General features: G+C 36.1%; 23 protein-coding genes. 7 read left to right on the forward strand and 16 right to left on the reverse strand.

From position 1 onward, the window contains the following. Position 1: 1 nt before the first annotated feature. The 4 genes from BN3004_RS01590 to BN3004_RS01605 form a co-directional block, all read right to left on the reverse strand. On the reverse strand, positions 2-1,927 hold the full coding sequence (locus BN3004_RS01590; protein WP_058259531.1) for a site-specific DNA-methyltransferase: 1,926 nt from the start codon (positions 1,925-1,927) through the stop codon (positions 2-4). A gap of 21 nt (positions 1,928-1,948) precedes the next feature. Continuing rightward, on the reverse strand, positions 1,949-5,677 hold the full coding sequence (locus BN3004_RS01595) for an nSTAND3 domain-containing NTPase (protein ID WP_058259532.1): 3,729 nt from the start codon (positions 5,675-5,677) through the stop codon (positions 1,949-1,951). Between the two features lie 127 nt (positions 5,678-5,804). After that, entirely contained in the window at positions 5,805-7,172 is a 1,368-nt protein-coding gene (locus BN3004_RS01600) for an S-layer homology domain-containing protein (RefSeq protein WP_058259533.1), read from the reverse strand. 61 nt (positions 7,173-7,233) lie between these two features. Then, positions 7,234-7,767, reverse strand: coding sequence for a cysteine hydrolase family protein (locus BN3004_RS01605; protein WP_058259534.1), 534 nt, complete (start codon positions 7,765-7,767; stop codon positions 7,234-7,236). Positions 7,768-7,887: 120 nt separating this feature from the next. On the opposite strand from BN3004_RS01605, the gene BN3004_RS01610 reads away from it, so the two are divergent. From BN3004_RS01610 to BN3004_RS01635, 6 genes are all read left to right on the forward strand, one after another. Continuing rightward, positions 7,888-8,859 (forward strand): RnfABCDGE type electron transport complex subunit D, encoded by a 972-nt coding sequence (locus tag BN3004_RS01610; protein ID WP_058259535.1) that lies wholly within the window; start codon positions 7,888-7,890, stop codon positions 8,857-8,859. Then, positions 8,852-9,460, forward strand: coding sequence for an RnfABCDGE type electron transport complex subunit G (locus BN3004_RS01615; protein WP_058259536.1), 609 nt, complete (start codon positions 8,852-8,854; stop codon positions 9,458-9,460). The genes BN3004_RS01610 and BN3004_RS01615 overlap by 8 nt, the downstream gene beginning before the upstream one ends. A gap of 2 nt (positions 9,461-9,462) precedes the next feature. Next, a complete protein-coding gene (locus BN3004_RS01620; RefSeq protein ID WP_058259537.1) occupies positions 9,463-10,071 on the forward strand; it encodes an NADH:ubiquinone reductase (Na(+)-transporting) subunit D in 609 nt (202 codons plus the stop codon). Continuing rightward, on the forward strand, positions 10,071-10,655 hold the full coding sequence (locus BN3004_RS01625) for an NADH:ubiquinone reductase (Na(+)-transporting) subunit E (protein WP_058259538.1): 585 nt from the start codon (positions 10,071-10,073) through the stop codon (positions 10,653-10,655). The genes BN3004_RS01620 and BN3004_RS01625 overlap by 1 nt, the downstream gene beginning before the upstream one ends. 9 nt (positions 10,656-10,664) lie before the next feature. Continuing rightward, entirely contained in the window at positions 10,665-11,780 is a 1,116-nt protein-coding gene (locus tag BN3004_RS01630) for an NADH:ubiquinone reductase (Na(+)-transporting) subunit F (protein ID WP_058259539.1), read from the forward strand. Between the two features lie 101 nt (positions 11,781-11,881). Further along, entirely contained in the window at positions 11,882-12,415 is a 534-nt protein-coding gene (locus BN3004_RS01635) for a PepSY domain-containing protein (RefSeq protein ID WP_058259540.1), read from the forward strand. Positions 12,416-12,460: 45 nt separating this feature from the next. Here the strand turns inward: BN3004_RS01635 and BN3004_RS01640 are convergent, their stop codons facing one another. The 12 genes from BN3004_RS01640 to BN3004_RS01685 form a co-directional block, all read right to left on the reverse strand. Then, a complete protein-coding gene (locus tag BN3004_RS01640) occupies positions 12,461-13,096 on the reverse strand; it encodes a hypothetical protein (protein ID WP_058259541.1) in 636 nt (211 codons plus the stop codon). A 22-nt stretch (positions 13,097-13,118) separates the two neighbouring features. Further along, on the reverse strand, positions 13,119-13,511 hold the full coding sequence (locus tag BN3004_RS01645) for an HIRAN domain-containing protein (protein WP_058259542.1): 393 nt from the start codon (positions 13,509-13,511) through the stop codon (positions 13,119-13,121). A gap of 27 nt (positions 13,512-13,538) precedes the next feature. Beyond that, on the reverse strand, positions 13,539-14,102 hold the full coding sequence (locus BN3004_RS01650) for a J domain-containing protein (RefSeq protein WP_058259543.1): 564 nt from the start codon (positions 14,100-14,102) through the stop codon (positions 13,539-13,541). 90 nt (positions 14,103-14,192) lie between these two features. Then, positions 14,193-14,357, reverse strand: a complete 165-nt coding sequence (locus BN3004_RS08310) for a hypothetical protein (protein ID WP_155995272.1) — start codon at positions 14,355-14,357, stop codon at positions 14,193-14,195. Positions 14,358-14,448: 91 nt separating this feature from the next. After that, positions 14,449-14,577, reverse strand: a complete 129-nt coding sequence (locus BN3004_RS08590; RefSeq protein WP_278315518.1) for a hypothetical protein — start codon at positions 14,575-14,577, stop codon at positions 14,449-14,451. Next, a complete protein-coding gene (locus BN3004_RS01655) occupies positions 14,574-14,909 on the reverse strand; it encodes a hypothetical protein (protein ID WP_242854176.1) in 336 nt (111 codons plus the stop codon). Before BN3004_RS01655 ends, BN3004_RS08590 begins: the two co-directional genes overlap by 4 nt. Positions 14,910-14,923: 14 nt before the next feature. Then, positions 14,924-15,574, reverse strand: coding sequence for a 4'-phosphopantetheinyl transferase family protein (locus BN3004_RS01660; RefSeq protein ID WP_196792454.1), 651 nt, complete (start codon positions 15,572-15,574; stop codon positions 14,924-14,926). Continuing rightward, positions 15,564-17,309, reverse strand: coding sequence for a polysaccharide deacetylase family protein (locus BN3004_RS01665; protein ID WP_058259545.1), 1,746 nt, complete (start codon positions 17,307-17,309; stop codon positions 15,564-15,566). The genes BN3004_RS01660 and BN3004_RS01665 overlap by 11 nt, the downstream gene beginning before the upstream one ends. Before the next feature lie 8 nt (positions 17,310-17,317). Continuing rightward, positions 17,318-18,697 (reverse strand): MBOAT family O-acyltransferase, encoded by a 1,380-nt coding sequence (locus BN3004_RS01670; RefSeq protein WP_242854177.1) that lies wholly within the window; start codon positions 18,695-18,697, stop codon positions 17,318-17,320. A 47-nt stretch (positions 18,698-18,744) separates the two neighbouring features. After that, positions 18,745-18,966: an acyl carrier protein gene (locus BN3004_RS01675; RefSeq protein WP_058259547.1), complete on the reverse strand. Its 222-nt coding sequence runs from the start codon at positions 18,964-18,966 to the stop codon at positions 18,745-18,747. Next, positions 18,963-19,691, reverse strand: coding sequence for a GNAT family N-acetyltransferase (locus tag BN3004_RS01680; protein ID WP_058259548.1), 729 nt, complete (start codon positions 19,689-19,691; stop codon positions 18,963-18,965). The genes BN3004_RS01675 and BN3004_RS01680 overlap by 4 nt, the downstream gene beginning before the upstream one ends. Beyond that, the gene (locus BN3004_RS01685; protein ID WP_058259549.1) at positions 19,672-21,150 is read right to left on the reverse strand and encodes an amino acid adenylation domain-containing protein; all 1,479 of its coding nucleotides are present in this window, start codon (positions 21,148-21,150) and stop codon (positions 19,672-19,674) included. The genes BN3004_RS01680 and BN3004_RS01685 overlap by 20 nt, the downstream gene beginning before the upstream one ends. 239 nt (positions 21,151-21,389) lie before the next feature. Between BN3004_RS01685 and hcp the strand changes: the two genes are divergently transcribed. After that, complete coding sequence (gene hcp / locus BN3004_RS01690; RefSeq protein WP_058259550.1) at positions 21,390-23,015, forward strand: hydroxylamine reductase; 1,626 nt, start codon at positions 21,390-21,392, stop codon at positions 23,013-23,015. The last annotated feature ends 57 nt before the right edge of the window (positions 23,016-23,072 follow it).

Consider the following 23,072-nt stretch of genomic DNA (forward strand, 5'->3'; position numbering starts at 1 on the left):
CTTAAAACCTTTCAATCAAAGTCACGTTCTTGTTATTCTTCAAAACTTTTATATTTTTTCTTAATTCATTTAATACAGAAAATTTAACTGAATATGAATATATAACTAGTCTTGTTATATCTAGTGAATCATCTTCAATTTGTTTAATTAATTTCATTACATCGTCTGACTCTAGTCCTTCGTCAATAATGTATAGTGTTTTTTCAATTAGTTGTGCTATATAATTTTCTAGTTTGTAATCTATTGCTTCTTTTATCAAACCATATCCATCTTCGTTAAGCCATGTAGCTAAGATATTTTCTTTGCCACTAGCATGTTTGTTGTCAAAAACTGATATCATATCATCTGAAACTAGTTTTATTTCTGGCTTGAACTCTTCTAGATCTAATAATGTTTTTTCTCTTGGTTTTTCTAAATAAAATAGTTTATATCCATAGTCGATATCTGCTTTTGTTTCATCTTTTATCTTTGCAGCTGCTCTTTCAATTCTGTCTCTACCAATTTCATCTACTGTTCTATAACCTGCTTTGTATGCTGGTTTATTTGTCAGAATTGTTTCTGGTAATTGGACAAGCATATATTTTATTTTATATTTGTACTTTGCATTTAATTTTAGAACCGTTTCTGCTGTGGTACTTGATCCGGAGAAAAAATCCAGTACTATTGAATTTTCTGATTGCGAAATCTGTATTAAAATTTCTAAAAATTCAATAGGCTTTGGATTTGTAAATGCATCCTTGAATCCAAATAAGTTTTTTAGATGTATGGAAGCTTTTTTATTTCCTTCTATACCAGTTAATAAATTTGATATTTGCTTAGTTCTTCCTTCTAGGTAGTATTTTACATATGGCGTCCAATTAGATCTTTCATAGCCATCAATAATTAATTCTGATTTCTCTTCGTATTCCCAATATATCATATCCTCTCTTAATAATTCTTTATAACTATCATTTGACATTCTCCATCTACTCAAATAATTTTCAGGGCCAAAAGGGTATACCTCACTTCCATCTGGAGCTTTAATTGGAAAAAACATAGTTTCTCGATCTTCTTTTCTATCCTCATTACCTGTTTTTCTTAGTTGTAGAATAGAAAAATCTCCTTTTTCGTCTTTTTTATTAAACCTTTTCGCGTCTTGCTCGTTTAATGGTATTCCTCCCAAATTAAATAAACTTGTTTTAGAGTAAGAAAGACAGTAATCTAACGAACTTCCCACTTTGTTGGCATCCTGACCAGTTGTTGTGCCAGTAGCTCTTGAAATACAACCAACAAAATTATCTTCACCAAATATCTCATCACACATTAACTTTAAATTTGCTTGCTCATTATCATCAATGCTGATAAAAATAACACCATCATCAGCTAATAAATCTCTTGCTAGTAATAACCTAGGATACATAAATGTTAACCAAGCAGCATGAGAACTTTTTCCTTCAAGATTTAAAATTCTATCTGCCTCTTCTTCTGTTATGCCTATCTTTTCCGCAAGATTTTCAGCAGTAAATTTAAAACTATCGGGATAAACAAAGCCGTCAGAGCCTGTATTGTATGGCGGATCTATATAGATGCATTTGATTTTTCCAGAGTATGAACCCAATAAATGTTTTAATGCATCTATATTGTCACCAACAATATAAACGTTTTCACTGTCTTTGTTCTCAGGCTTTTCATTGTGCTCAACGTCTGGCGAAATATATGTTTCAGTATTTAGTGAACTTTCATATTTAGCATAAGATTTGCCTAAGAAGTCTAGTTCGTAAGCTTCTTTTGTTAGCTCCACTTCTTCCTCTTTCAAAAAGTCTTTAAATGAGTCAAGCTTAAAATCTCCCTCTTTTGTGAAAAATTCAGGAAAATCATCTTTAAGTTTCTCCATCTTTTTACTGTTAACTTTAATATCAAGATTATCTTGTAAGTTTTTACCTATCATATATTTCCTCCCAATGTATTTTTAGTAATTATAATGTAAATTGTCAATAATCTCTCGTTCTTCCTCTTTTTTTATCATATTTTTCAAACCATTAACTTTATCTTCTATTAATTTTTTATGCTTCAAAAATTTTATATCACTTAATAATGGATATAATGATTCAAGAAATTTTACCCTTTCTTCAAAAATTGGAACTAAACTACCATATCCGCAATAAGAATTGGGTGTAAGAGATAAGCGTTCAAAAGTCCCGTAACTATCATTATTTTCTAAAAATATTTTAATCAAATATAACTTTGTTTCATCTTCTAGGTCACATACGATATCAAAAATTATATTTATTAAATTAGTATTTGCTTTCTCTTTGATAATATTAGCTAGCCATTCTTTTTGATGACTTTTAATCAACTCATTACTTTCATCAGTTTTAAACATCATATTAAAATACTGTCTCGTAGTCCAACTATTTAATCCTTGTATTGGATAATTATTAATAAAATAATCAAAATAATAAGCATATTTATCACTTTCCCACAAAGCCTTATTTCTACTTGACATAAAATCTCTGCTAACCTTTAATTCTCTTAAAACTAGATTTAAATATCTTTCTAACCAAGAATCCTCTAGATTTATAAATTCAACGAGATATTTACCATTGTAGTCAAACGAATCAACATTTTCAAGCATATAAAAATAAATATCTTGTAGCAATTTTTCACTCCCTCTAAAAAGATTAGTTAGTTCTTTAGGATTATATGTGTATATATTAAATAGAGACTTAAAGTATATATTAAGCAATATACTACTATGATCTTTCTTTTCATATAGAATTGATGAGACATCTACATATAAATTTGGCTCAAGATTCAAAAATTTATCGAGAAGTCTTAGCTTTCTAATTGGAAATACGTTTAAATCTTTATCTTTTTCAAGCTTAAAAAAAACTATGAGTTCTTTTAAGGTATCTTCGTCCACTTGATAGTCTGGTAAATTCTCAAAATATGAAAATAACCATTGATCTTTTTGAGCAAAGTCTGCTTCTTTAATCATATTATATAACTCTTTATACTTATCATTATTTATTGCTAATTCAAAAATAAAGTCTGGACAAATTAAAATTTTGCTCCCATATTTAGTATATGCACTAAAGAATAATTTAAACTTCTCAAAGTCAAATTCTTTTAATATTAATTCTAATCCATCGTTTATCTCCCATTCTTGATTATTTATTAATGGATCAGATAAAATATTATTAGCATTTTTTACGAATTCTTCTAGTTCTGATAATTGTAAATTGTTAGCATATTTAACTAATTTTTTGTTCCTATCTTCTGTATATTCATCATAATTTAAATTTGATTTTCTATTATAATCCTCTAATATTGTAAATAGTTTCCAAATATCTGTATCAAAATAGTGTCCCCATTTTTCTTTTGTATTTAAACAAAGATTGTGCGTGGCATCAATAATATTTCGAACTATCTTTAAAAAACCAACGCTATTTGATTTAAGTACACCTAATAATTTATCTACATACTCATAATCATTCTTAACGATATTTTGATCTGGTTTCTGTAAAATATTAATTGAGTATGAATAAATAAACTTTTTTACATTTTCTTTCCAATCATCTATTTTTGATAGATGTAACATAATTTTCCAACATAATTTACGATACACTGTTAAACCATTTGTATTTTGTAATTGTATGTCATGATATGTAAATCCATCTCCATTATAAATAAATGAATTAAATGAAAAAGCTAATGAATATTTAGCCCATTGATAAGCAAGAGCCATAGCCGATTGATTTTTTTCTACAGCTTCATCATACAAAGTTTTAGTGATAATAACTTGTGTGTTATAGTCATAAGTGCAATCAATAATATTTACTCCATAATTGCTCTCGAGCCAACTATATGATGTTGTTATCGTTTTGCTGGTCTTACTTGCGTACTCTATTAGTAGGAGTATAACTGTAGATAAATGTTCAGTATTGTTATACCCTTGTAGAAGCTCTAAAGGTGATTCACTACTATAAAAATTATTTTTAGAAAAATCTAGATTATAAGGTGTAAAGATTTCATTTTCAATACTTTCAATTTCTTCTTTAAATATTAGAAAACTCTCGCTAGGTCTAAGCATGTGAAAGTCTCTCACAAAACTTTTATAACATGTGTTGTTTTCACTTTTTAAAATATCCCATACTTTTAATATTTCGCGTTTACAATAGTCATTTGTATCTTCAGAGTTGTACATATTAAAAGCAGTATTTACTAAATCAATTAATTCCTTACGATAGGTAGTATATCCATGCTCTAACAATTTAGATAGTGGAAATAGCTTCCTTTTTAAGAAAACATAATATTTCATATAGTTTGAAAAACACTGGTCTGTAAATATAGCGATCCTATTTATCGTAATTTTTAGAACTTCCAATTTGTTTAAAATTTGTAGTTTCTCATTAACTTCATTATTACTAATTCCAAAAGAATCTAAGATTTTATCTATTTTAGAAAAATCTTCTAAATTCAAAGACTTTATAACGGATAATAAACCTGCTGTAAAACATAGTTTTGTATCATCTCCTATAAAGCTTTCAACAAATCTTCCGTAATATTCATCATAAAGTTCGGAAGCATCTTTTATCGAATCCAAACTGTTTTTCTCTACAGCTAACTTTCCTGCCATATATGCCATTCTAGCATTGCCATTAGCTATATGAATAATTTGTTCTTGATAATTATAATTTTGTATTTTTAAATTATCTTTCAAAAATCCTCTTATTTCATCATTTGTAAAAGCGGCTAATTCTATTATTTTGGGATTAACAAATTGTTTCAATTCATTTATAGGTTCAAAACTTGCATAATCTCTAACTGTGGCTACTATTTTTATATTATCATGTTTAATATGTATAAACCTTATTATAGCCTGCAAGTCATTTAAATCATTAATGTCATCCATAAATAGCAAATAGTTTTTGCCCATGTCTATTTTACTTATAAAATCATCATACAATTTTTGTCCATTACTTTTAAAACAAAGAATTTCATAACTTTTATCTTTAGAAAATATATTTAGAGCTTCTAAAGCTAATCTCGTTTTGCCAACTCCAGCTTGTCCTGTAATAACTACTACAGGGTCAGTATTTAATGCATTTATTAAAGATTCTAGCTCTTTATTTCTATACTGAAAACTTGTATTCAGTGGCGCTGAAAAACGTAACGAATCATAATAAATTATAAAATCATTTAATGTAAAAATTTGACAAGTATCAATATTTATGCCTAAATACGTAGCAGTTATGTGAGTGCATTGAAGAGCTTTAGTAGCAATCTCGTCAATACCCCAAATTGTCAAGCTAACACCCTTATCTTTACATAAATCATGTAAATTTTTATTTTCACTTGGGCTTAGATGTGCAGTTGTATAGCAACAAATAATTTCTTCAATGTCTGCAATATCTATTTTAGTTTTGGATTCATCAAGACATTTAGCTATATCATCACTTAATTTATTATAAATCCCGTCAGTTTGAGTAGTATACTCAATAAAAATATATTTGTCATTTTCGTTTCTTATATAAGTATCTGGAGTTCCCTTTATCGTTTTTCCAGTCCCTGGTTTTAATCCATATGAATTTATTTGCCCAGATCTATAATTACTAATTAATGCATCGCAAAACTCTTGAAAGTCAGCTGGACTTAATTTTTCTATTTTGCTTTTAATATCTTTAATAATGAACATATTAATGCATCCTTCCATAATTATATACTAAATTGGTTTCTTTACTATATTATATCACATAATACTCTTTTTAACCCATAAAAATAGATGCCAAGTACTTTTTTGCTTGACATCTATTATCCTTATCTTATTTATCTTTTATTCTTAAAAGCGTCGCTATTGCCTGCTCTTTTGTGTAGTGGCTCTTCGGCGAAAATCTTCTTTCGCTTACTCCTTGCATAATCTTTGCTGTATAAACTTTTTTGACGTCGTCTATTGTCCAAGTGGAGATGCTTTGGCTATCTGTAAAGCTAATATCGTCTGATGCTAAATTCATCCCAAGCTTTTCGCTTAGCTTTGACAAGATCACTGCGGCTTCTTCTCTTTTTATTTTGCCGTCTGGGTTAAATTTGTTACTGCCAAGGCCATGTACTATGCCTTCGTAGGCTAATTTTTCGACTGAGAGCAAAACGTTGTCGTCAAATTTAACTCTGCCTGAAATTTCCTTTTTTGTCATGCTTTCATAAAGATTTACGGCTATGCTACAAAACTCGCCTCTCGTTATATCATCACGATAATTATTTTGAAGTATTGCAGGAACGATTCCTTCGTCTATGGCTCTCGTAATCTCTTTTTCTGCCCAAGCAGATGGCTTTTGCCAAGCTTTTTGCTCTTTGCTATTGTTCAAATCGATGCTATATTTTTTATTGTTTTTGTATGCTTCAAATTTGCCTTTGCTGATATACTCTATCCTATCATATTCAAATGCTACAAGTACTTTTCCGCTTCTATCAATCACGCCGCTTTTTGCATTGTTTGTAGTTGACTGAGAACCAGCGTACCATTCATTTGCCTTGCTTTTAACGATGGCGTAGTCGTCTTCAAAAACTATTCCCGATGGCCAAACTTCATCTATAATAAAATCTAGGACCATATTTTGCTTATCATCAAGTAAGGCTAGTTTAGGAACAAGTGTTTCTTTAATTGCCTCACTTTTTTCGTTTAATACGTTTTGCTCGTTTTTTGCATTTACTTTTAAATATCTAGAAAGGGTAATGTATCCAGCCTCATCTACTCCGCTTACCATGCCATCGAAATGTGTTGGCGTTAAATTTCCACTCATAACGGAAATATAATACTTTTGATCTGTATCGGACTTATCTTTTTCTGTCAATAATAATTTATTCTCTGGTAAAAAGTATATGTCTTTATACTTAAATGGTATTGTGACGCTTTTTTCTTTAGTGTCTATCACGCCGACAAAGCCACTTGCATTGTCATTTGAAATGTAAACGATGGCGTATTGATCTTTTGTTTTGTCGAAAGATATATTGTGTGAAGCGTATTCAAAGTGGTAGCCAAGAACTGGTTTAGGCGCTTTTTCAAGCTCTGATACAATCGCATCTATTTCCTTTTGATTTAAACTTATATCGCTTGCAGCGTATGTGCCTTTGCTAAAAGCCACTGTCAAAAATATTAATAAGGCTATTTTAAATAAATATTTTTTAATTTTCATTGTCATTTACCCCTAATACCAACTATTTTTAATTATTTGAGTATCATTCTTTACTATAATTTCATTCTTCGCTTACGCCATTGAAGTATTCATCTGTATATAATACTTCTACTTCTCCTGACCAATTAAGAATAGATCCAATAAAATCATTAATATCTAGTCCTGGCATTTCATATATTTCCTCATCTCCAAAAGTTCCACAGGCATCCTCTACAAATACAGTTTCGTAACCTCTATCAGAGGATAAGATGCTACTAAACAAGCAGCAATATTCTGTGTTAAAGCCACAGATATATACCTTTGATACTTTGTTTTCGCTTAACATTTCTTGAAGATTTGTATTATGAAATGGATTACATGATGATTTTGGTATAACATAATCAGCAGCTTCTCTAAATCCATCTAGCAATTCTACATCGCTGGAAGCTTTATAAAACGGACTTTCGCTGTCGTCCGAAAAATGTTGAGTTAAAAGTACGATATCGCCTTTGCTCTTAAAATCATTTATTAAGAGTTTAATGTTTTTTAAAGTGTTTGAGAAATCTTTTTTCTTTAAAATCCCTTTTTGTACATCTAATACGATTAATGCGTTCATAATTGATATGACCTCCTTTTATTATTTATATTATATCACATATCCCCTCTCCCTTGTTTATTTTTCTATTATAGTATATAATTTATATATAACAAATTTATCTATAAAGGAGTGAGCGCATTGAAAGAGTTTTACAAAAAGTACTTTATGAAGCAAAAGATGATGCATCCTGTGATTTACTCCATGATCCCTATCGCCTTAGTGGCAACGTATTTCTACGGTCTAAGGGTTTTGGCTCTCTTAATCACGAACGTGCTCGTCGCTCTATTCGTTGAGTACTTATCGAACAAGAAGATTTTTAAGCTCGAAAAGATTTCTGAGGCGGCGTTTGCTACTGCCTGTCTCTACACTATGACGCTGCCTGCATCGATCCCGTTTTGGATCTCTGCTGTGGGTATGGCTTTTGGAATTTTCTTTGGGAAAATGGTTTTTGGCGGCTTCGGCAAGAATGTATTTAATCCTGCTTTGGTTGGCCGTGTATTTATCTATGTTAATTTCCCTAAGTTTATGACTATTTACTGGAATGAGGCTGCAAATGGCTTACCTGGTGGCTTTGGAACGTTCTTAACTAGGGGTCTTGACTCTCTATCTGAGGCGACACCTATGACGATGTTTAAGCTTGACGGCTCTCTTGAATCAGTAAATTCGATGCTTTTAGGTAATATACCTGGCGTTATCGGTGAGACTTCTAAGGTCTTAATCATCATCGCGGCTATATACCTAATTGTAAAGAAGGTGGCTAGCTGGGAGATCATGGCTGGAAGCACTTTAGGTTTTTTAGCTCTAAGTTTGATTCTTCGTGCTATGGGCGTGACTACTGTGCCTGACCCTATCAGCGGCATCTTGATGGGCGGTTTCTTATTTGGTACTGTCTTTATGGCGACTGACCCGATATCTGCTGCTAAGACTACGCTTGGCAAATGGATTTATGGCGTGATCATCGGCGTTGTGACTGTTATCATCAGGGGCTTTGCGTTATTCGCTGGCGGGGTTATGTTTGCGATTTTGATTGGCAACACTTTTGCTCCTATCATCGACTACGCCATCAATGCGGCGAAGGCTAGAAAGAAGGAGGCGCGTGCGAATGGCTAAGAAAAAGAAATCTATCGTTTATCCTGTAGTTTTTATGTTCGCTCTAGCACTGCTATTGACCCTTGCTCTAGCTTTTCTAAATGAGGTAACTGCTCCTGTGGTTGAGTTTAATCAAGACATTGAGCTTAAGAAGAAGATCTTAAATGTTTTTGACATCTTGCCTTCGGACGCTGATGCTACTACTATTGACAAGGTTTTCAAGGACAATGTAGTGAGTGAAGATTATAAGGGTAAAAATTTATATATTTATAAGAGTGGTGAGGAGACTCTTGCTTATGCGGTTCCTATAAACGGACCGGGTCTATGGGGCTCAATTAGTGGCTACATCGGTGTTACAAATGATTTGACTAAGACGACTGGTCTTGAATTTATCAAGCAAGATGAAACGCCCGGTCTCGGCGGACGTATCACTGAGGATGCTTACAAGAATCAGTTCCGCGGCCTTGACATAAGTAATTACACTGATAAGAACATCGTTATCAACAGACCCGCAAGTGGCGGCAACATTGACGCGATAAGCGGTGCGACTCAAACATCGACTTTCGTTGTGAACATGATCAACGAGGACCTTGACGAATTTATTAAGAAGGGGGTTAAGTAACTATGTCTAATAAATACACTAAACTACTTAAGAACGGCGTGCTTGATGACAATCCGGTTTTGGTTCAAGTCATCGGTATCTGCTCGACTCTAGCTGTTACTAACCTTTGTATGAACTCGCTCGTTATGGGTCTTGCTCTTGCCTTTGTTACTGGCTGTTCATCGTTTTTGATCAGTCTACTAAGAAAGGTAACGCCTAAGCACATACGTATGATGGTTCAAGTCTTTATCATCTCGTTCTTCGTTATCATCGTTGATATATTCTTAAAGGCCTATATGCCTGAGATGAGCAAAACTTTAGGGCCATATGTCGGCTTAATCATAACTAACTGTATAATTATGGGACGTGCTGAAGCTTTTGCCATCAGTAACGATCCTATATCAAGCTTTGTAGATGGCGTGGCATCTGGACTTGGCTACACTTGTGTACTTGTCGCTATCGCCATAATCAGAGAGCTGCTGGGCTTTGGAAGCATCTTTGGCTTTAGAGTAATGCCTGAGGGCTTCGTGCCTTGGACTATGATGGTTATGCCACCTGCGGCATTCTTCATACTGCCAATACTTATGTGGATCGCCAACAATCGTTTAAAAAAGAAAGGAGATGCTAAGTAATGAGTATACATCCTTTAGTAATATTTTTCGCATCGATTTTTACATCGAACATGATATTCTCAAACTTCCTAGGCATGTGCTCCTTCATTGCTGTCAGCAAGAAGATAGAGACTGCAACTGGTCTAGGCATCGCGGTAACTTTTGTACTAACGATAACAACGGTTATCAACTACTTTTTATATAAACTCGTGGTGATGTTTAACATAGAATATCTAAGATATATAATATTTATCATATCCATAGCGGCCTTCGTTCAAGTTTTGGAAATGATTTTGGAAAAGTACGTGCCAAACCTTTATTACGCTCTTGGCATATTTCTTCCATTAATCACTGTTAACTGCGCGATACTAGGTGTAAGCTTATTCATGGTTATCAGAGAATACAATTTCCTACAAACTGTGGGCTTCGCTATAGGCAGTGGTCTTGGCTGGATGCTTGCCATCGTGTCAATGGCTGGAATTAGATCGAAGATTAAGGAAAATTCTATACCTGAAGGTCTTAGAGGCTTCCCTATCACACTGATTATCACTGGGATTATGGCGATGGCCTTCATCGGATTCTCAGGCATAGTGCAAATATCGTAGGTGACGGCTATGGGACAAATAATTATTACTACTTTAGTCGTAGCTGGTCTATGCGGGATATTTGCTCTACTATTGTCAATAGCGGATAAATACATCGCGGACTATGGCCAAGTGAAACTAACTATTAACAATGAAAAAGAATATACTGTTGATGGGGGCGAGAGCTTACTATCAACACTTAGAAATCAAAAGGTCTTCATACCATCGGCTTGCGGCGGCAAGGGCTCATGCGGCTACTGCAAGGTCAAGGTTTTAAGCGGCGCGGGCCCAGTGCTTGCGACTGAAAAACCGCAACTAAGTGAAGAAGAGCTTAAGACTAATGTGAGACTATCTTGTCAAATCAAGGTCAAGAATGATATTTCTATAGAGATACCTGAAGAGCTATTCAACGTAAAAGAGTATGAAACTACTTTGGTTGAGAAGCTTCCACTTACTGATAGAATCACGAAATTTAGATTTGAGCTGCCTGAGGGCGAGACTATCAGCTTCAAGCCGGGTCAATACGTTCAGCTAAAGGCTGAGGCGTATCCAAAGGGCGATGACTACGAAGGATCAGACGAAGAAGTGTTCAGAGCTTACTCCATCGCCTCGAGTATCAACGATACAAAGCACATCGAGCTTCTTATCGGCTTTACTAAGGGTATATGTACTACCTACTGCCACAAGATCTTGAAGGAAGGCGACAAGGTCACTATCAACGGACCATACGGCGACTTCTATTATCATGATGATGATAGCGAGATAATTCTAGGAGCGGCAGGAACTGGTTTTGCTCCGATACGTTCGATACTAAATCACATGAAGGACCACGACATCAAGAGAAAGGCGAGATTTTACTTCGGCGCGAGAACGCCTGATGACTTGTTCTTACTTGATGAGCTAAAGGACTTCGAAGAGACTTTGTATGACTTCAAATTTATACCAGTCCTATCAAGAACAACGCCTGAAATGAATTGGGAGGGCGACACGGGACACGCGGACGACGCAATCAGAAAGTATTGCCAAGAGACTGGCAAGAACAGCTCTGCCTACCTATGCGGCTCGCCAAGGATGATAGAGTCATTAACGGCAGCGCTTAAGGACGTGGGTGTGCCTGAAGACAAAATTTACTATGACAATTTTTAGATAAAAACAAAATAATGACAGAGCCCCGATGCACTTAGCATTGGGGCTTGTTTGTATCTCATCCACTTTGGGTATAGGTATTATCGAGAGAGGATGATTATATGAAGAAAACAATTTTAATACTTTCCTTAGTGCTTTCACTTGCACTTGTGGGCTGCCAAAGCGGTACCGACAAAGCAAAGGACGCAGCTGAGGCTTTAAATGCGGTTACATTGTCTGCAGAAGACGCAGTAAAGATATTCACTGATAAATATGCTGGCGTGAGCGTTGATGACATTAGCTTTGAAATGGAAAAAGGAAGCTATGTTTACGAGATCAATGGCTTTGACGATGCTAATGAATATGAGCTGGAGATAAATGCAGCAGACGGAAGCATAATCAAGGACGAGAGCGAAAAGGACAGAGATCTTGACGATAAGGCGATAGACCTTGCTTTACTTGGCAATGCCAACGAGCTAATCGAAAGCGCAAAAACTGATGCAGGCGAAGGCTTTTATTTAGACTCATACAGCATAGACGTGGAAGATAGTGGCAGCAACACAAATATCGAAATCGAAGTGAAAAATGCAAATGGCAAAGACATCGAGTACGAATACAATTTAGAGACAAAAGAATTGATTAAAAAGGATAAATAGTTTAAACGCGAAAATCCCCGGTACGAATTTGTATCGGGGATTATTTTATTTGTTAATATTATTTTGTTTTTTTACTTCTTTCCAAACCTCTCTAAATCTATTTCCATCAAATTTCGCATTTTTACTCATATCATCAAATGAATCATATTCTTTAATATTATTTAGGAACCCTGCATAGGTCTTTTCCTTTCCTAAAACAACTATTGCATCCTTACCCTTATAAATAAATTCACATCCTTTTTTAAATTGTATCCAATCTTCAACAGTAATCACTTCATCTTCGACCACATCAGATATATGCCTTAAAAATGAGGCATAAAATCTGTCGTCACATAGCAAAAATATATCCTCATCTTTATTGACTTTGGCTTGCATTGCAATTTCATGTTCAAAAGTAAAGTAGCTGTGTTTGTTAGCATATATATCTAAATCTTTATCACCCTCATAAAGCAATTCAAGAGCATCTTTCCATATATCACAATATTCACCAAATATAAAATAATGTTTATAGCCAGCACTATATAATTTCTGTGCGGCTGGATAAATCCACTGCATACTTCTGTTGAGTCCAGCAACAATGAAGCATATTTTTGACTCTATAGGCTCAAAAATCAAATCTAATGTAAAGCAAAGGCAAATATTGTCGTATACCCATTCATAATTACCAAGATTATTATCCATATAAAACTTTCCTTTTGCCTAGCTAGTCTTTTAAATATATATCTATCTCTATCCTAACCCAAGCTTCGACTATTTCCTTGGTTTTGACCTTGGCGTAGAGCTCCTTGCCAGCATCCATAAGCCTTGCGAAGACGATGTTGTCTTCTCTTGGTATGTAGCCAAGCTTTTCTTCTTTCTCCGTTTCCACGCGTATGGCTAAGTCGTCGTGCTTATTGTCTTCTCTAAAGAAAGATAGCCTGTCACCTATATTGATGTTCTTTTCAATCTCGAAAATATTATCAACATGCGTTGTGCCTGCGACATGCGTTGTAAATAGATATATCTCGCGCTCGAATGGCTTTGGAACGACAAGACCACCAGTGCCAAGTAAAACACCTAAAAGGCCGCCGCCATCTTTTTTAACTAAATCACTCATTTTATCACCTTATATTATATTTTTATCTTATTCTATTTCTGGCTCATCTCTTTTACCCATTAGTTTTTGTATTTCATCAATAATATTATCTATGGCTTCTTGAAAAAGCTTTATGTCTTTACGTAGCTGCGCCTGTCTCTCTCTTTTGAGTTTCTCATCATCTAGGTAGACTTTCAAATTGTATGGGAAGCTGTGTTTTATACCTTCCATATCAAGCTCGACCTTCATGATCAAAGCTTGAAGACGCGATTTTTCTTCTGCAAGCTCAAGAACTGTCTTTGGCATATCTCCCTCTCCTGCTTCACCAGTCACTTCAAAGATAAGCTTCATGGTCTCGATATCACCAAGTTTGTACGCATTAACAGCCTTCATGAAGAGATCCATCTCTTCTTTAGAAGCATGCGAGTTAAGATCGGGATGCAGCTTTTTGACAATAGTCCTATACATGTCCTTAAGGGCCTTGCTATCATCATCTGAAAGGAATTTACCCTCGCTTCTTGCTAAAGCATCGTCGACTTCCTTGAGCCTTTCTCTTAGCTTGCGTTTGTACTCCTGAAACTCTTTTTCAAGCAGCTCCTCGATGTCTATCAAAGATATTCTTTCTTTTTTATAAAGCCTTGCCTGTATAAGCTCTTTCTTCCTCTTAAGCCTTTGATATGTAATACTTAAATTGTATAGCTTTTATTCAAGGTAGCCAATCTCTACCATGTACTTCATCTTGATATTTTCACATGTCGTATAAACAAGCTCGTCACGCTCACTTAGCCTGTGCGCAAGCTTTTTGCGTAGCTCCTTTATATCTTCACGCATGCTGCCGCTGTCTTTGAATTCAAATATATCCGCCATAGTCCACCTCTTTAACTAATTATATCACTATAATCTACAATTTTCAAGGCAAAGAAAAGCTCTCTACTTAATAAGTAAAGAGCGAATTTATTTATTCAATACTATTTAATCCATCATAAAGCTCATTGAAGGACTTAATCCTCTTCATCCTTCCGTATGAAAGCTCTTTGTTCTCGCCAAACTCGTACAAAAAGCACTTTGCGAGCTCTTCGACTGTCACTTCAAGTGTCGTGAAAACTCTTGATAAGCAAAGTTTTGCGCCTTGCTCCCTTCGTCGAACATATTTATAATCATCGATTCACAAACTTGATCGAGTGGATACATTTTTATATGCATTAGCTCATGAACTATGGTTTCTTCGATGTTCTCGTCTTTTGGATTTACTGCGTTTAGCATTAGCACCGCCTTTTTGTCTGTAGGGTCTATCTTGAAATCGCCCGTCTTCTTCCATTCGGGATCTTCGACAAATTCAAGCCTTATGTCCCACTCAGGCACTATGCGTAGCTTTTTTGTGTATTTATCAAATAATTCTTTTACTTTTTCTCTGTCCATATTTTACCTCTTTTCTATTTAATAACTATGCTAATGGTATAGCCGCCACTCTTAATCGATTCTGCTTTGATTACTTTGCCATCATCAATCACTATGCCATCATCAATTTTTTTTACGCTAATGGTCCTCGCATCTTTATAAAAGCCTTTGCCGATGTATTTTAGATAGGCTTCAAGGGCTGTGAAGCGCATAAGAAATTCTTCCTTATTATTATAAGCGCCATCATCGAAGTTCAAAAATTTTGTTCTTTTAAACTTTTCTAGATCAATATTGCGGCTATTGTCTTCTATATCAATGCCTATCGCTTCACTTGCGACTGCCACGAGTGAAATGTCTCTAGTATGTGAGATGCTAAAGTCTTTTTCCCAGCCTTCTATATATGGCTTGCCATATTCATTTAGCTTCCATATAGGCTCTGCGCCGCCATTCTCTAGTAAAAAAAGTATATTGACTAGGCCTCTCGTCTTTATAAAGCGAAGTTTATCTTCTGCGCTGCTGATCTCATCTAGCCTTGCCTTGTTTAATAAATCTAGATGCTTTAGAAAATCACTTTCCTTTCGCAAAGCCATTGGCAATTTGAAAATTACCCTCTCAGCTAAATTTACATCGCTTAAATCTTTTGGTGAAGTGACTTCCATTAGCCTAAAATTTTTACTAGTATTCACTGATATCGGTCTTTTCATCTATATTGATTCTCTTAAGCTTTTTAAGCGTCTCAGGAAGTCCCTTTACGATGTAATTTTTGCCTGGCTTAACACCTAAAGTCACTTTGTAGCCCTCTTCTTCAGCGATTAACTCGCTTAGGCCGTCTATGTCGCCCTCTGGATAAGCAAATACAAGTGGTTCGCCGTCTGCAAACTCTTTGTAAAGCGCCTTGAACTTGGCTGAGTCTTCTTTAAAGGCTTTGACGTAAGTCTCTTCGCTCTCGCCCGGAAGCCTCTTCGCAGTCCTTCTGAACGTGTATTTATCGCTCGGATAAGCTTGATGCATCCAGTATGTGTGTGAGCCAAACTCAATCACATCTGACATCTCTTTTGCCTCGGCCGCACTAAAGTGCTCGTAGATATCTTTATCTGTATCTGGATACTTATTTAGGCCCATGGTCTTGCCAACTGGGAATATTGTCGCCTTTGCGCCATATTTCTTAAGTAGTGGATAGGCTATTGTATAATTTGATCTATAACCATCGTCAAAGGTTAAGACGCAGAACTTTTCTGGGAGATATGCATCGCCATTAACATAGTCATATATATCCTTAAAGGAAACTGTCTTAATATTATTTTCTTGTAAATATTTTAAAACGCTCTCGAACTTTTCTTTCGTGATGATGTAAGCGTTTTTCGGGTCCTCGTCTATGTGATGCAGCTCGAAGATGTAAAACTCTCTCGCATCGGGCTTTGCCTCTGTATATAGCGGCGCTTCGGCCTTGTCGACGTAGCGGCCAAAGTCCTTACGACCTGCGTAAATGGTCTCGAGCATCATCTTGCCAAGGGCGTTTCTGAAATGAGCCGGGTCGTAGAAAAATCTCGGATCGTTCTCGTACTCAGTTCCTGTGAAGTCCCAGAAAGGGCTGATCTCAGCAAGTCCCTTGTAGTAGCTCTCCACCTCGGCCTTGTCGTAGCGAGCCGTCTCGTCCTTATACATTGGGCATAAAAGCATTGTAAGCTCGACTCCAGCATCGTCACAGGCTTTTTTCATGCGGCGAATTGCTTCAAGCGCATCATTTGCATGTGCCATCTCAAGCTTAGTGTAGTCCTTATTAAAGCCTTTTTCTGCCTTGTAATCGTCCTCGCTGCCGATGTACTCGATGTCCCTTTGGCTCTTGTCGTAAGAACCGTCAAGGCTGAAGACGTCGAAGCTCTCTTGAACAAGCGATCTCTTCCCCATTGCCCTAAATTTTTCAATCGCATTTCTTGGATTAGCAAAGAGGTATCTCGCATAAAACAAAATTTTGCTCTCACCAGAAACATCTGGATTCATGTAGTAGTTTAGTGAAGTCCTCTCGCCGTTGTACCTAAGCGCCGATGGTATTGAAAGTGGCAGTATCACTGACTCGACCTCATAATTTTTCAAAATATAATCTAAATTCTTCTCAACAACATAAAGGTCCGCGCCATAAGAGAAGAGGTTAAAATACTTTTTGCCAGTGTATTTCTCAAGCTCCTCTGTGGGAATGGATGAAGCGCCACTTGCTCCCAAAATGAAGTTCTTGTAATCTTTTCCCTTGATGTACTCAATCTTAGCTGTCCTTGGGTTTTGTGTAAAATCATAAGTATACCACTTAGTAAATCTATCGCCAAAGACGTTGAATGGGTCAGCCACTACATTTAAAATGGCTATGATAATGGCAATAATTAAGATGCACGCAAAAAATATTCTGATGAATTTTTTCTCTTTCATATAATCACCTAATAATTTCTATAGATAAAGTCTACTTTTGTAAAGCCACTCGCAAATACGCCGAAGTATGCGACGAAAGCCATAAATATAATTAGTCCTGTGAATAAATAGATTGGTTTTAGCTTAAGAACTTTTTCTTTCACGTCGATTTCTTTCTCTTCAGCGAGTGAAACGATGAAGACTAAGATAAGCGAGATAAGTATAACAGCGTAGTCAAGCTTACTTAAGCCAGTCGCTGCGTATCTGAAGCTCCTATCGACAAGGGTCTTCTTCATCATGTGAAGGGCTGTTCTAAGGCCAGCTGATCTCGTAAAATACCTACCTATAAAGACTATGAGTAGCGTTGAGCATATTTTTAAGACTCTATAAGTAAGTGAAGTATCTTTTAAGCCGATTTTTTCTCTGAAGGCTTTATTTCTATCTTCAAAGATAAGTCCCAAACTGATTATCGTACCGTTATATAGACCGAAGGCCAAAAAGTTTAGACCAGCGCCATGCCATATACCTATGATGAAGTAAACAACAAAGCTTGCTATACTTAGTGTTAGGTACTTACCAAACTTGCGGCCAAGGTGCTTTCTTGACTTTTTGTTGATAAAGACAAAGGCCTTTGACAAGGATAGACTGTAGAAAACGTAGTCCTTCATCCACGAGCCAAGACTTGTGTGCCAGCGTCTCCAAAAGTCTGCAAGACTTGTCGCGAAGAATGGCCTTTTGAAGTTTCGATCAAGCTTCACGCCAAATAAATAGGCTGCGCCTCTTGCGACGTCGATGCCGCCTGAAAAGTCACAGTAAATTTGAATTGAATAAAATATAATTGCAATAAAAACAAAGATGCCCGAATATAAATCTGGCTCAGTAAAAACTTTGTTCACAAAAACCGCTGCCCTATCGGCAATGACAAGCTTCTTGAAGAAGCCGTAAAGAATTAGCATAAGTCCATATGAAATGTCTGTGACACTGCTATCGTCATGATAAAGGCCATTAGAAATATCGTCGTAGCGAGAAATAGGTCCTTGCATCATTTGCGGGAAGAATGAAACGAAGAGCGAGTACTTGAAAATGTTCTTTTGCGCCTCGTACTTGCCCCTATAAACATCAATCACGTAACCAGTCGCCATGAATGTGTAGAATGAAATGCCAAGCGGAATGAAGTTCTCGAAAATATTGACCCTCGTAAACTTAACTAGACTTAGCATGCCAAAATTTAAAATGAGTGTGAGCGCCAAGACGAGTTTATTCTTATGCTTTTCTAAATAAATGGCAGAAAAATAAGTGCTTAAAATTACAAAGATTAAGTAGACAAAGGCCTTTACACTGAAGCTTGCATAATAAGCTAAAGAGATGAGTAAAAGCGCCTGCCACTTGTACTTAGCAATCTTAAACACAATAAAGGAACATAGTAAAAATACTATGAAAGTGAAGCTTGTAAAACTCATTGCAATGATTTAATTAGTTTCTCTATCGCTAAAACGTTTGCGAAATTTTCTGGCAATAGCTCGGAAACTTGTATTTTAACGCCAAAAGCGTCGTTTAATTCTATGACTAAAGTCACTATGTCGAAGGAGTCAAGTATGCCTTCTTCTATGATCTCAGTTGTGTCCTCAACCTCTTCTCCAGTGACGTCTTCGATGATTTCTTTTATTTTTTCTTTCATTGGTCTTCCCTCCAAATATATACGTAGGACTTAAGTCCGTCCTCTTTAAATCCATGTTTATGGTATAGTTTTATCGCTCTCGAGCCTTCATCTGTCCACACATTGACGCGTTTTTTCTTAGAAACGCATCCAAGATAATGGCGTAAGATCTCGCTGCCGAGTCCCTCACCCCTCTTAGCTGGGTCTATGTAGAAGTGCTCGATACTGTCCTTAAAGATATCCGTGCTAAACTCGATAAAGCCAGCGCCATCAATCCCGATGAAGAGTTTTTTCGCTATGCGCTCCTTGACCTCATCTAAGTCAAGCCTTTCGCCTGAGTACTCATCAAAGCTTTGAAGCGCTTCGTAAATGAATTCTGCGTCGTCAATATACTTAACTCGCTTTGATTCATAAGGCTCCTTATGTATTAAGCGCAGTCTTACTCTTGTCTTGTATAGCTCAAAGCCTATATTTTCAAGCGTCTCATCCATTTCCTTAGAAACGATTTCGCTCACAAAAGTGCCTTTCGCATCAAATTTTTCATTGATATCATTTATATAATAATAAAGTTTGTAATAGCCTTCTCTTTTAATTAGGACATAGAAATTCCTATCACCCTTTATGTAGTAGAGCCTAGCTATATTGGCTTCATATAGCGAAGTATTCATGTAATCGTTTGTGATTGAGCCTTCATAAGATTTTAAAATATCAAGCTCCTCTAGTGATTTAAACTTCTCCACGTTCATAAATTTCTAAAAGCCTCTTCTTATCTATCTTAGTGTTTTGCGTCTTAGGAAGGGCGTCCATATGCACAAACTTCGACGGAAGCATATACTTTGGCAGCCTTTCAAGGATAAAGTCCTTAAACTCCTTCCTCGAAAATTCCTTTCCAGAGTAAAACAAAATTATAATTTCATTTTCTTTATCAAAAACAGCACTCGCCTCGTGTATGCCCATGGCGTAGACCTGTCTTTCTATCTCGTCTAGCTCGATTCTGTGGCCAAAGACCTTGACCTGATTGTCCTTCCTCGCCAAAAATTCTATCTCGCCAAACTTATTTTTTCTAACAAAGTCGCCGCTCCTGTAGACAATCTCTCTATATGCCTTATTTAGCGGGTTTTGCACGAAAGCCTTCTCAGTTTGATCAAGTTTGTTGTAATAGCCGTAAGAAACGCCTCTACCCCTGATAACAAGCTCGCCCTCGTCAGCTTCTTTGTCGCCATCAAGTATCATGACCTCCATATTCTCACAAGCCTTGCCTATAGGGATGATCTCATCATCTTGAAAGTCCCTGTCAACTTTGTAATAGCAGCAATCGCAAGTCGCCTCAGTTGGTCCATATAGGTTAAAGTACTCAGCCTCTACAGCTTGGCGCCAGATGTTCAGCTTTTGTGCGCTCATTTGCTCGCCGGCAAAAGTAACTAGCCTTAAGTATTTTGGTTTATCTATATCAAAAACATTTGAATTTGCAAGAATATTAAGCGCCGACACCGACCATAGTATAGCCGTAATTTTATTTTCGTTTAAGTATTCGACCACCTTAACTGGAAATAAAAAGTCCTTTGGATCCATTAGGTATAAAGTTGCTCCAGTCTTGGTAAATAAGCAAAGCTCCTTAAGCGACGCATCAAAGAAGAGCGGCGTTTGATTTGCAAGCCTATCGTTTTCGTTTATCTTAAGCGTCTTATGAAGCCAATCTTGTAAGTCCACGAGCATGAAATTGCTGATAACAACGCCCTTTGGCTCACCAGTTGTGCCAGATGTGAATAAAACATAAACAGGATCTGCGTCTATCATCTTAGACCTGATCGCTTCAAGAGCCGCCTCGTCACAGCCATAATCATGGTTATAGTCATATTGAAGAGCATAATCTTCGAAAATATTCTTCGTATGATAAATGCCTAAAGTGCTCTCGAGACGCTTTTTGATAGTCTCAATCCTTTCGTGAGGCATAGCCGCATCGATGGGCACGTAAAAGTTGCCGCTGTAAAGAACCGCGAAAAATGAGATTATAGTCTCCAAAAACCTGTCAGTCTCAACCATAATGGGACGCTTAGTCTGTGGATGAATTTTATGTATCTCACTTGCAAGACTAATAGCCCTCGAGCGAAGCTCACTAAAAGTGATGGACTTCTCCTTGTCAACGATGGCTACTTTGTTTGGATATTCACTTGTTATACGGTCTAGTTGATCGATGAATAGCATATTACACCTCATAATAATATTATCACAAGATGTGTTGATTGTCAATAATTTCGCATTCAAACGGCAGCCGCGTATATAAAACAGATTCTTCAATATCTCACAAAAAGATCTTAATATTTTATAAGAATTATTATAAAAGTTTTTTATAGTGTAAGATATGTTACAGAAAGAAGACTTCCTTAAGTATAAAATATAGACAAGATAGAAGATAGAAAATGAAAAATTAAAGGAGGAAAATTATGTTTTGTTACCAATGTCAAGAAACTTTAAACAACAAAGGCTGCACTAAAGCTGGTGTCTGCGGTAAAAAGGCGGATGTTGCCAGCGTGCAAGACCTACTTGTTTATACTACTAAATTACTGTGTGATGTTTTAAATAATCTTAGAGGTGAAAACTACACTATAGATAAAAAGTACAATCACATGGTTACTTACAACATGTTCATCACCATTACCAATGCTAATTTTGACTTAGACATGATACTAGATCAAGTCGTAAAAACTATTGAAGCTAAGGATGAGCTACTAGCTAAATTAAATGATAAATCTAAGCTACGCAAGCTAAGTCTTTACTCTGATAAGGACAAAGATAAGCTTATGGCTTTGGCTGAAATAGTCGGTGTTTTAGTAACTAAAGATGAAGATCAAAGATCACTTAAGGAGCTAGCAACATACGGTATCAAGGGTATGAGTGCATATATGAAGCACGCTAACACGCTTAACTATGACGATGAAAGTATTGATATCTTTATTCAAGAAACACTTGCAAGATTCATAGATGTAGAAATTCCAATTGATGAGCTATATGAAACAGTATTAAAAACTGGTGAATACGGCGTTAAGGCCATGGCTCTGCTTGATAAGGCAAACACTGAAACTTATGGTAACCCAGAGATTACAAAAGTTAATATCGGCGTTAGTGATAAGCCTGGTATACTTATATCCGGCCACGACTTAAAGGATATTGAGATGCTGCTTGAACAAACTGAAGGCAGTGGTGTTGATGTTTACACTCACTCCGAGATGCTACCTGCGCACTACTATCCGAAGTTTAAAAAGTACAAGCACTTCATAGGTAATTATGGCAATAGCTGGTGGATGCAAAAAGAAGAGTTTGAAAAGTTTAATGGACCAGTATTATTTACGACTAACTGCATAGTGCCACCAAAAACTGATTATATAGACAGAATATATACAACAGGAGCCGCTGGCTTCCCAGGATGTAAACACATCGAAGCTGACGAGAACGGTCACAAGGACTTTACAGAAATCATTGAGCACGCTAAAAAATGCAAGGCGCCTGTTCAAATCGAAGAAGGCGAGCTAGTAGGTGGCTTTGCACACAATCAAGTTCTTGCGCTTAAAGACAAAGTTGTAGATGCAGTTAAATCAGGAGCAATCAAAAGATTTGTTGTCATGGGCGGCTGCGATGGAAGACAAAAAGGAAGAAGCTACTACACAGAATTTGCAGAAAAACTTCCAAAGGATACTGTAATACTAACTGCTGGCTGCGCAAAATATCGCTACAACAAGCTTAATCTCGGAGACATAGCAGGTATACCAAGAGTATTGGACGCAGGTCAATGTAACGACTCTTACAGCTTAGCAATGATAGCGCTAGCACTTAAGGACGCCTTTGGCCTTGATGATATCAATGACTTACCTATAGTCTACAATATCGCATGGTACGAGCAAAAAGCTGTCATAGTCTTACTTGCACTGCTTTCGCTTGGAGTAAAAAACATACACATTGGACCAACACTACCAGCTTTCTTAAGCGACAATGTAGTTAATATATTAGTAGAAAAATTTGGCATAGCTCCAAACTCAAGTGTTGATGAAGATCTAGCAAAGTTCTTCGCATAAAAATATTTAACAAAAAGAAAACCATTGTTCAGATAAACTCTGTTCAATGGTTTTTTT

The sequence above is a fragment of the Fenollaria timonensis genome, assembly GCF_001457835.1.
GTDB lineage: Bacteria > Bacillota > Clostridia > Tissierellales > Peptoniphilaceae > Fenollaria > Fenollaria timonensis.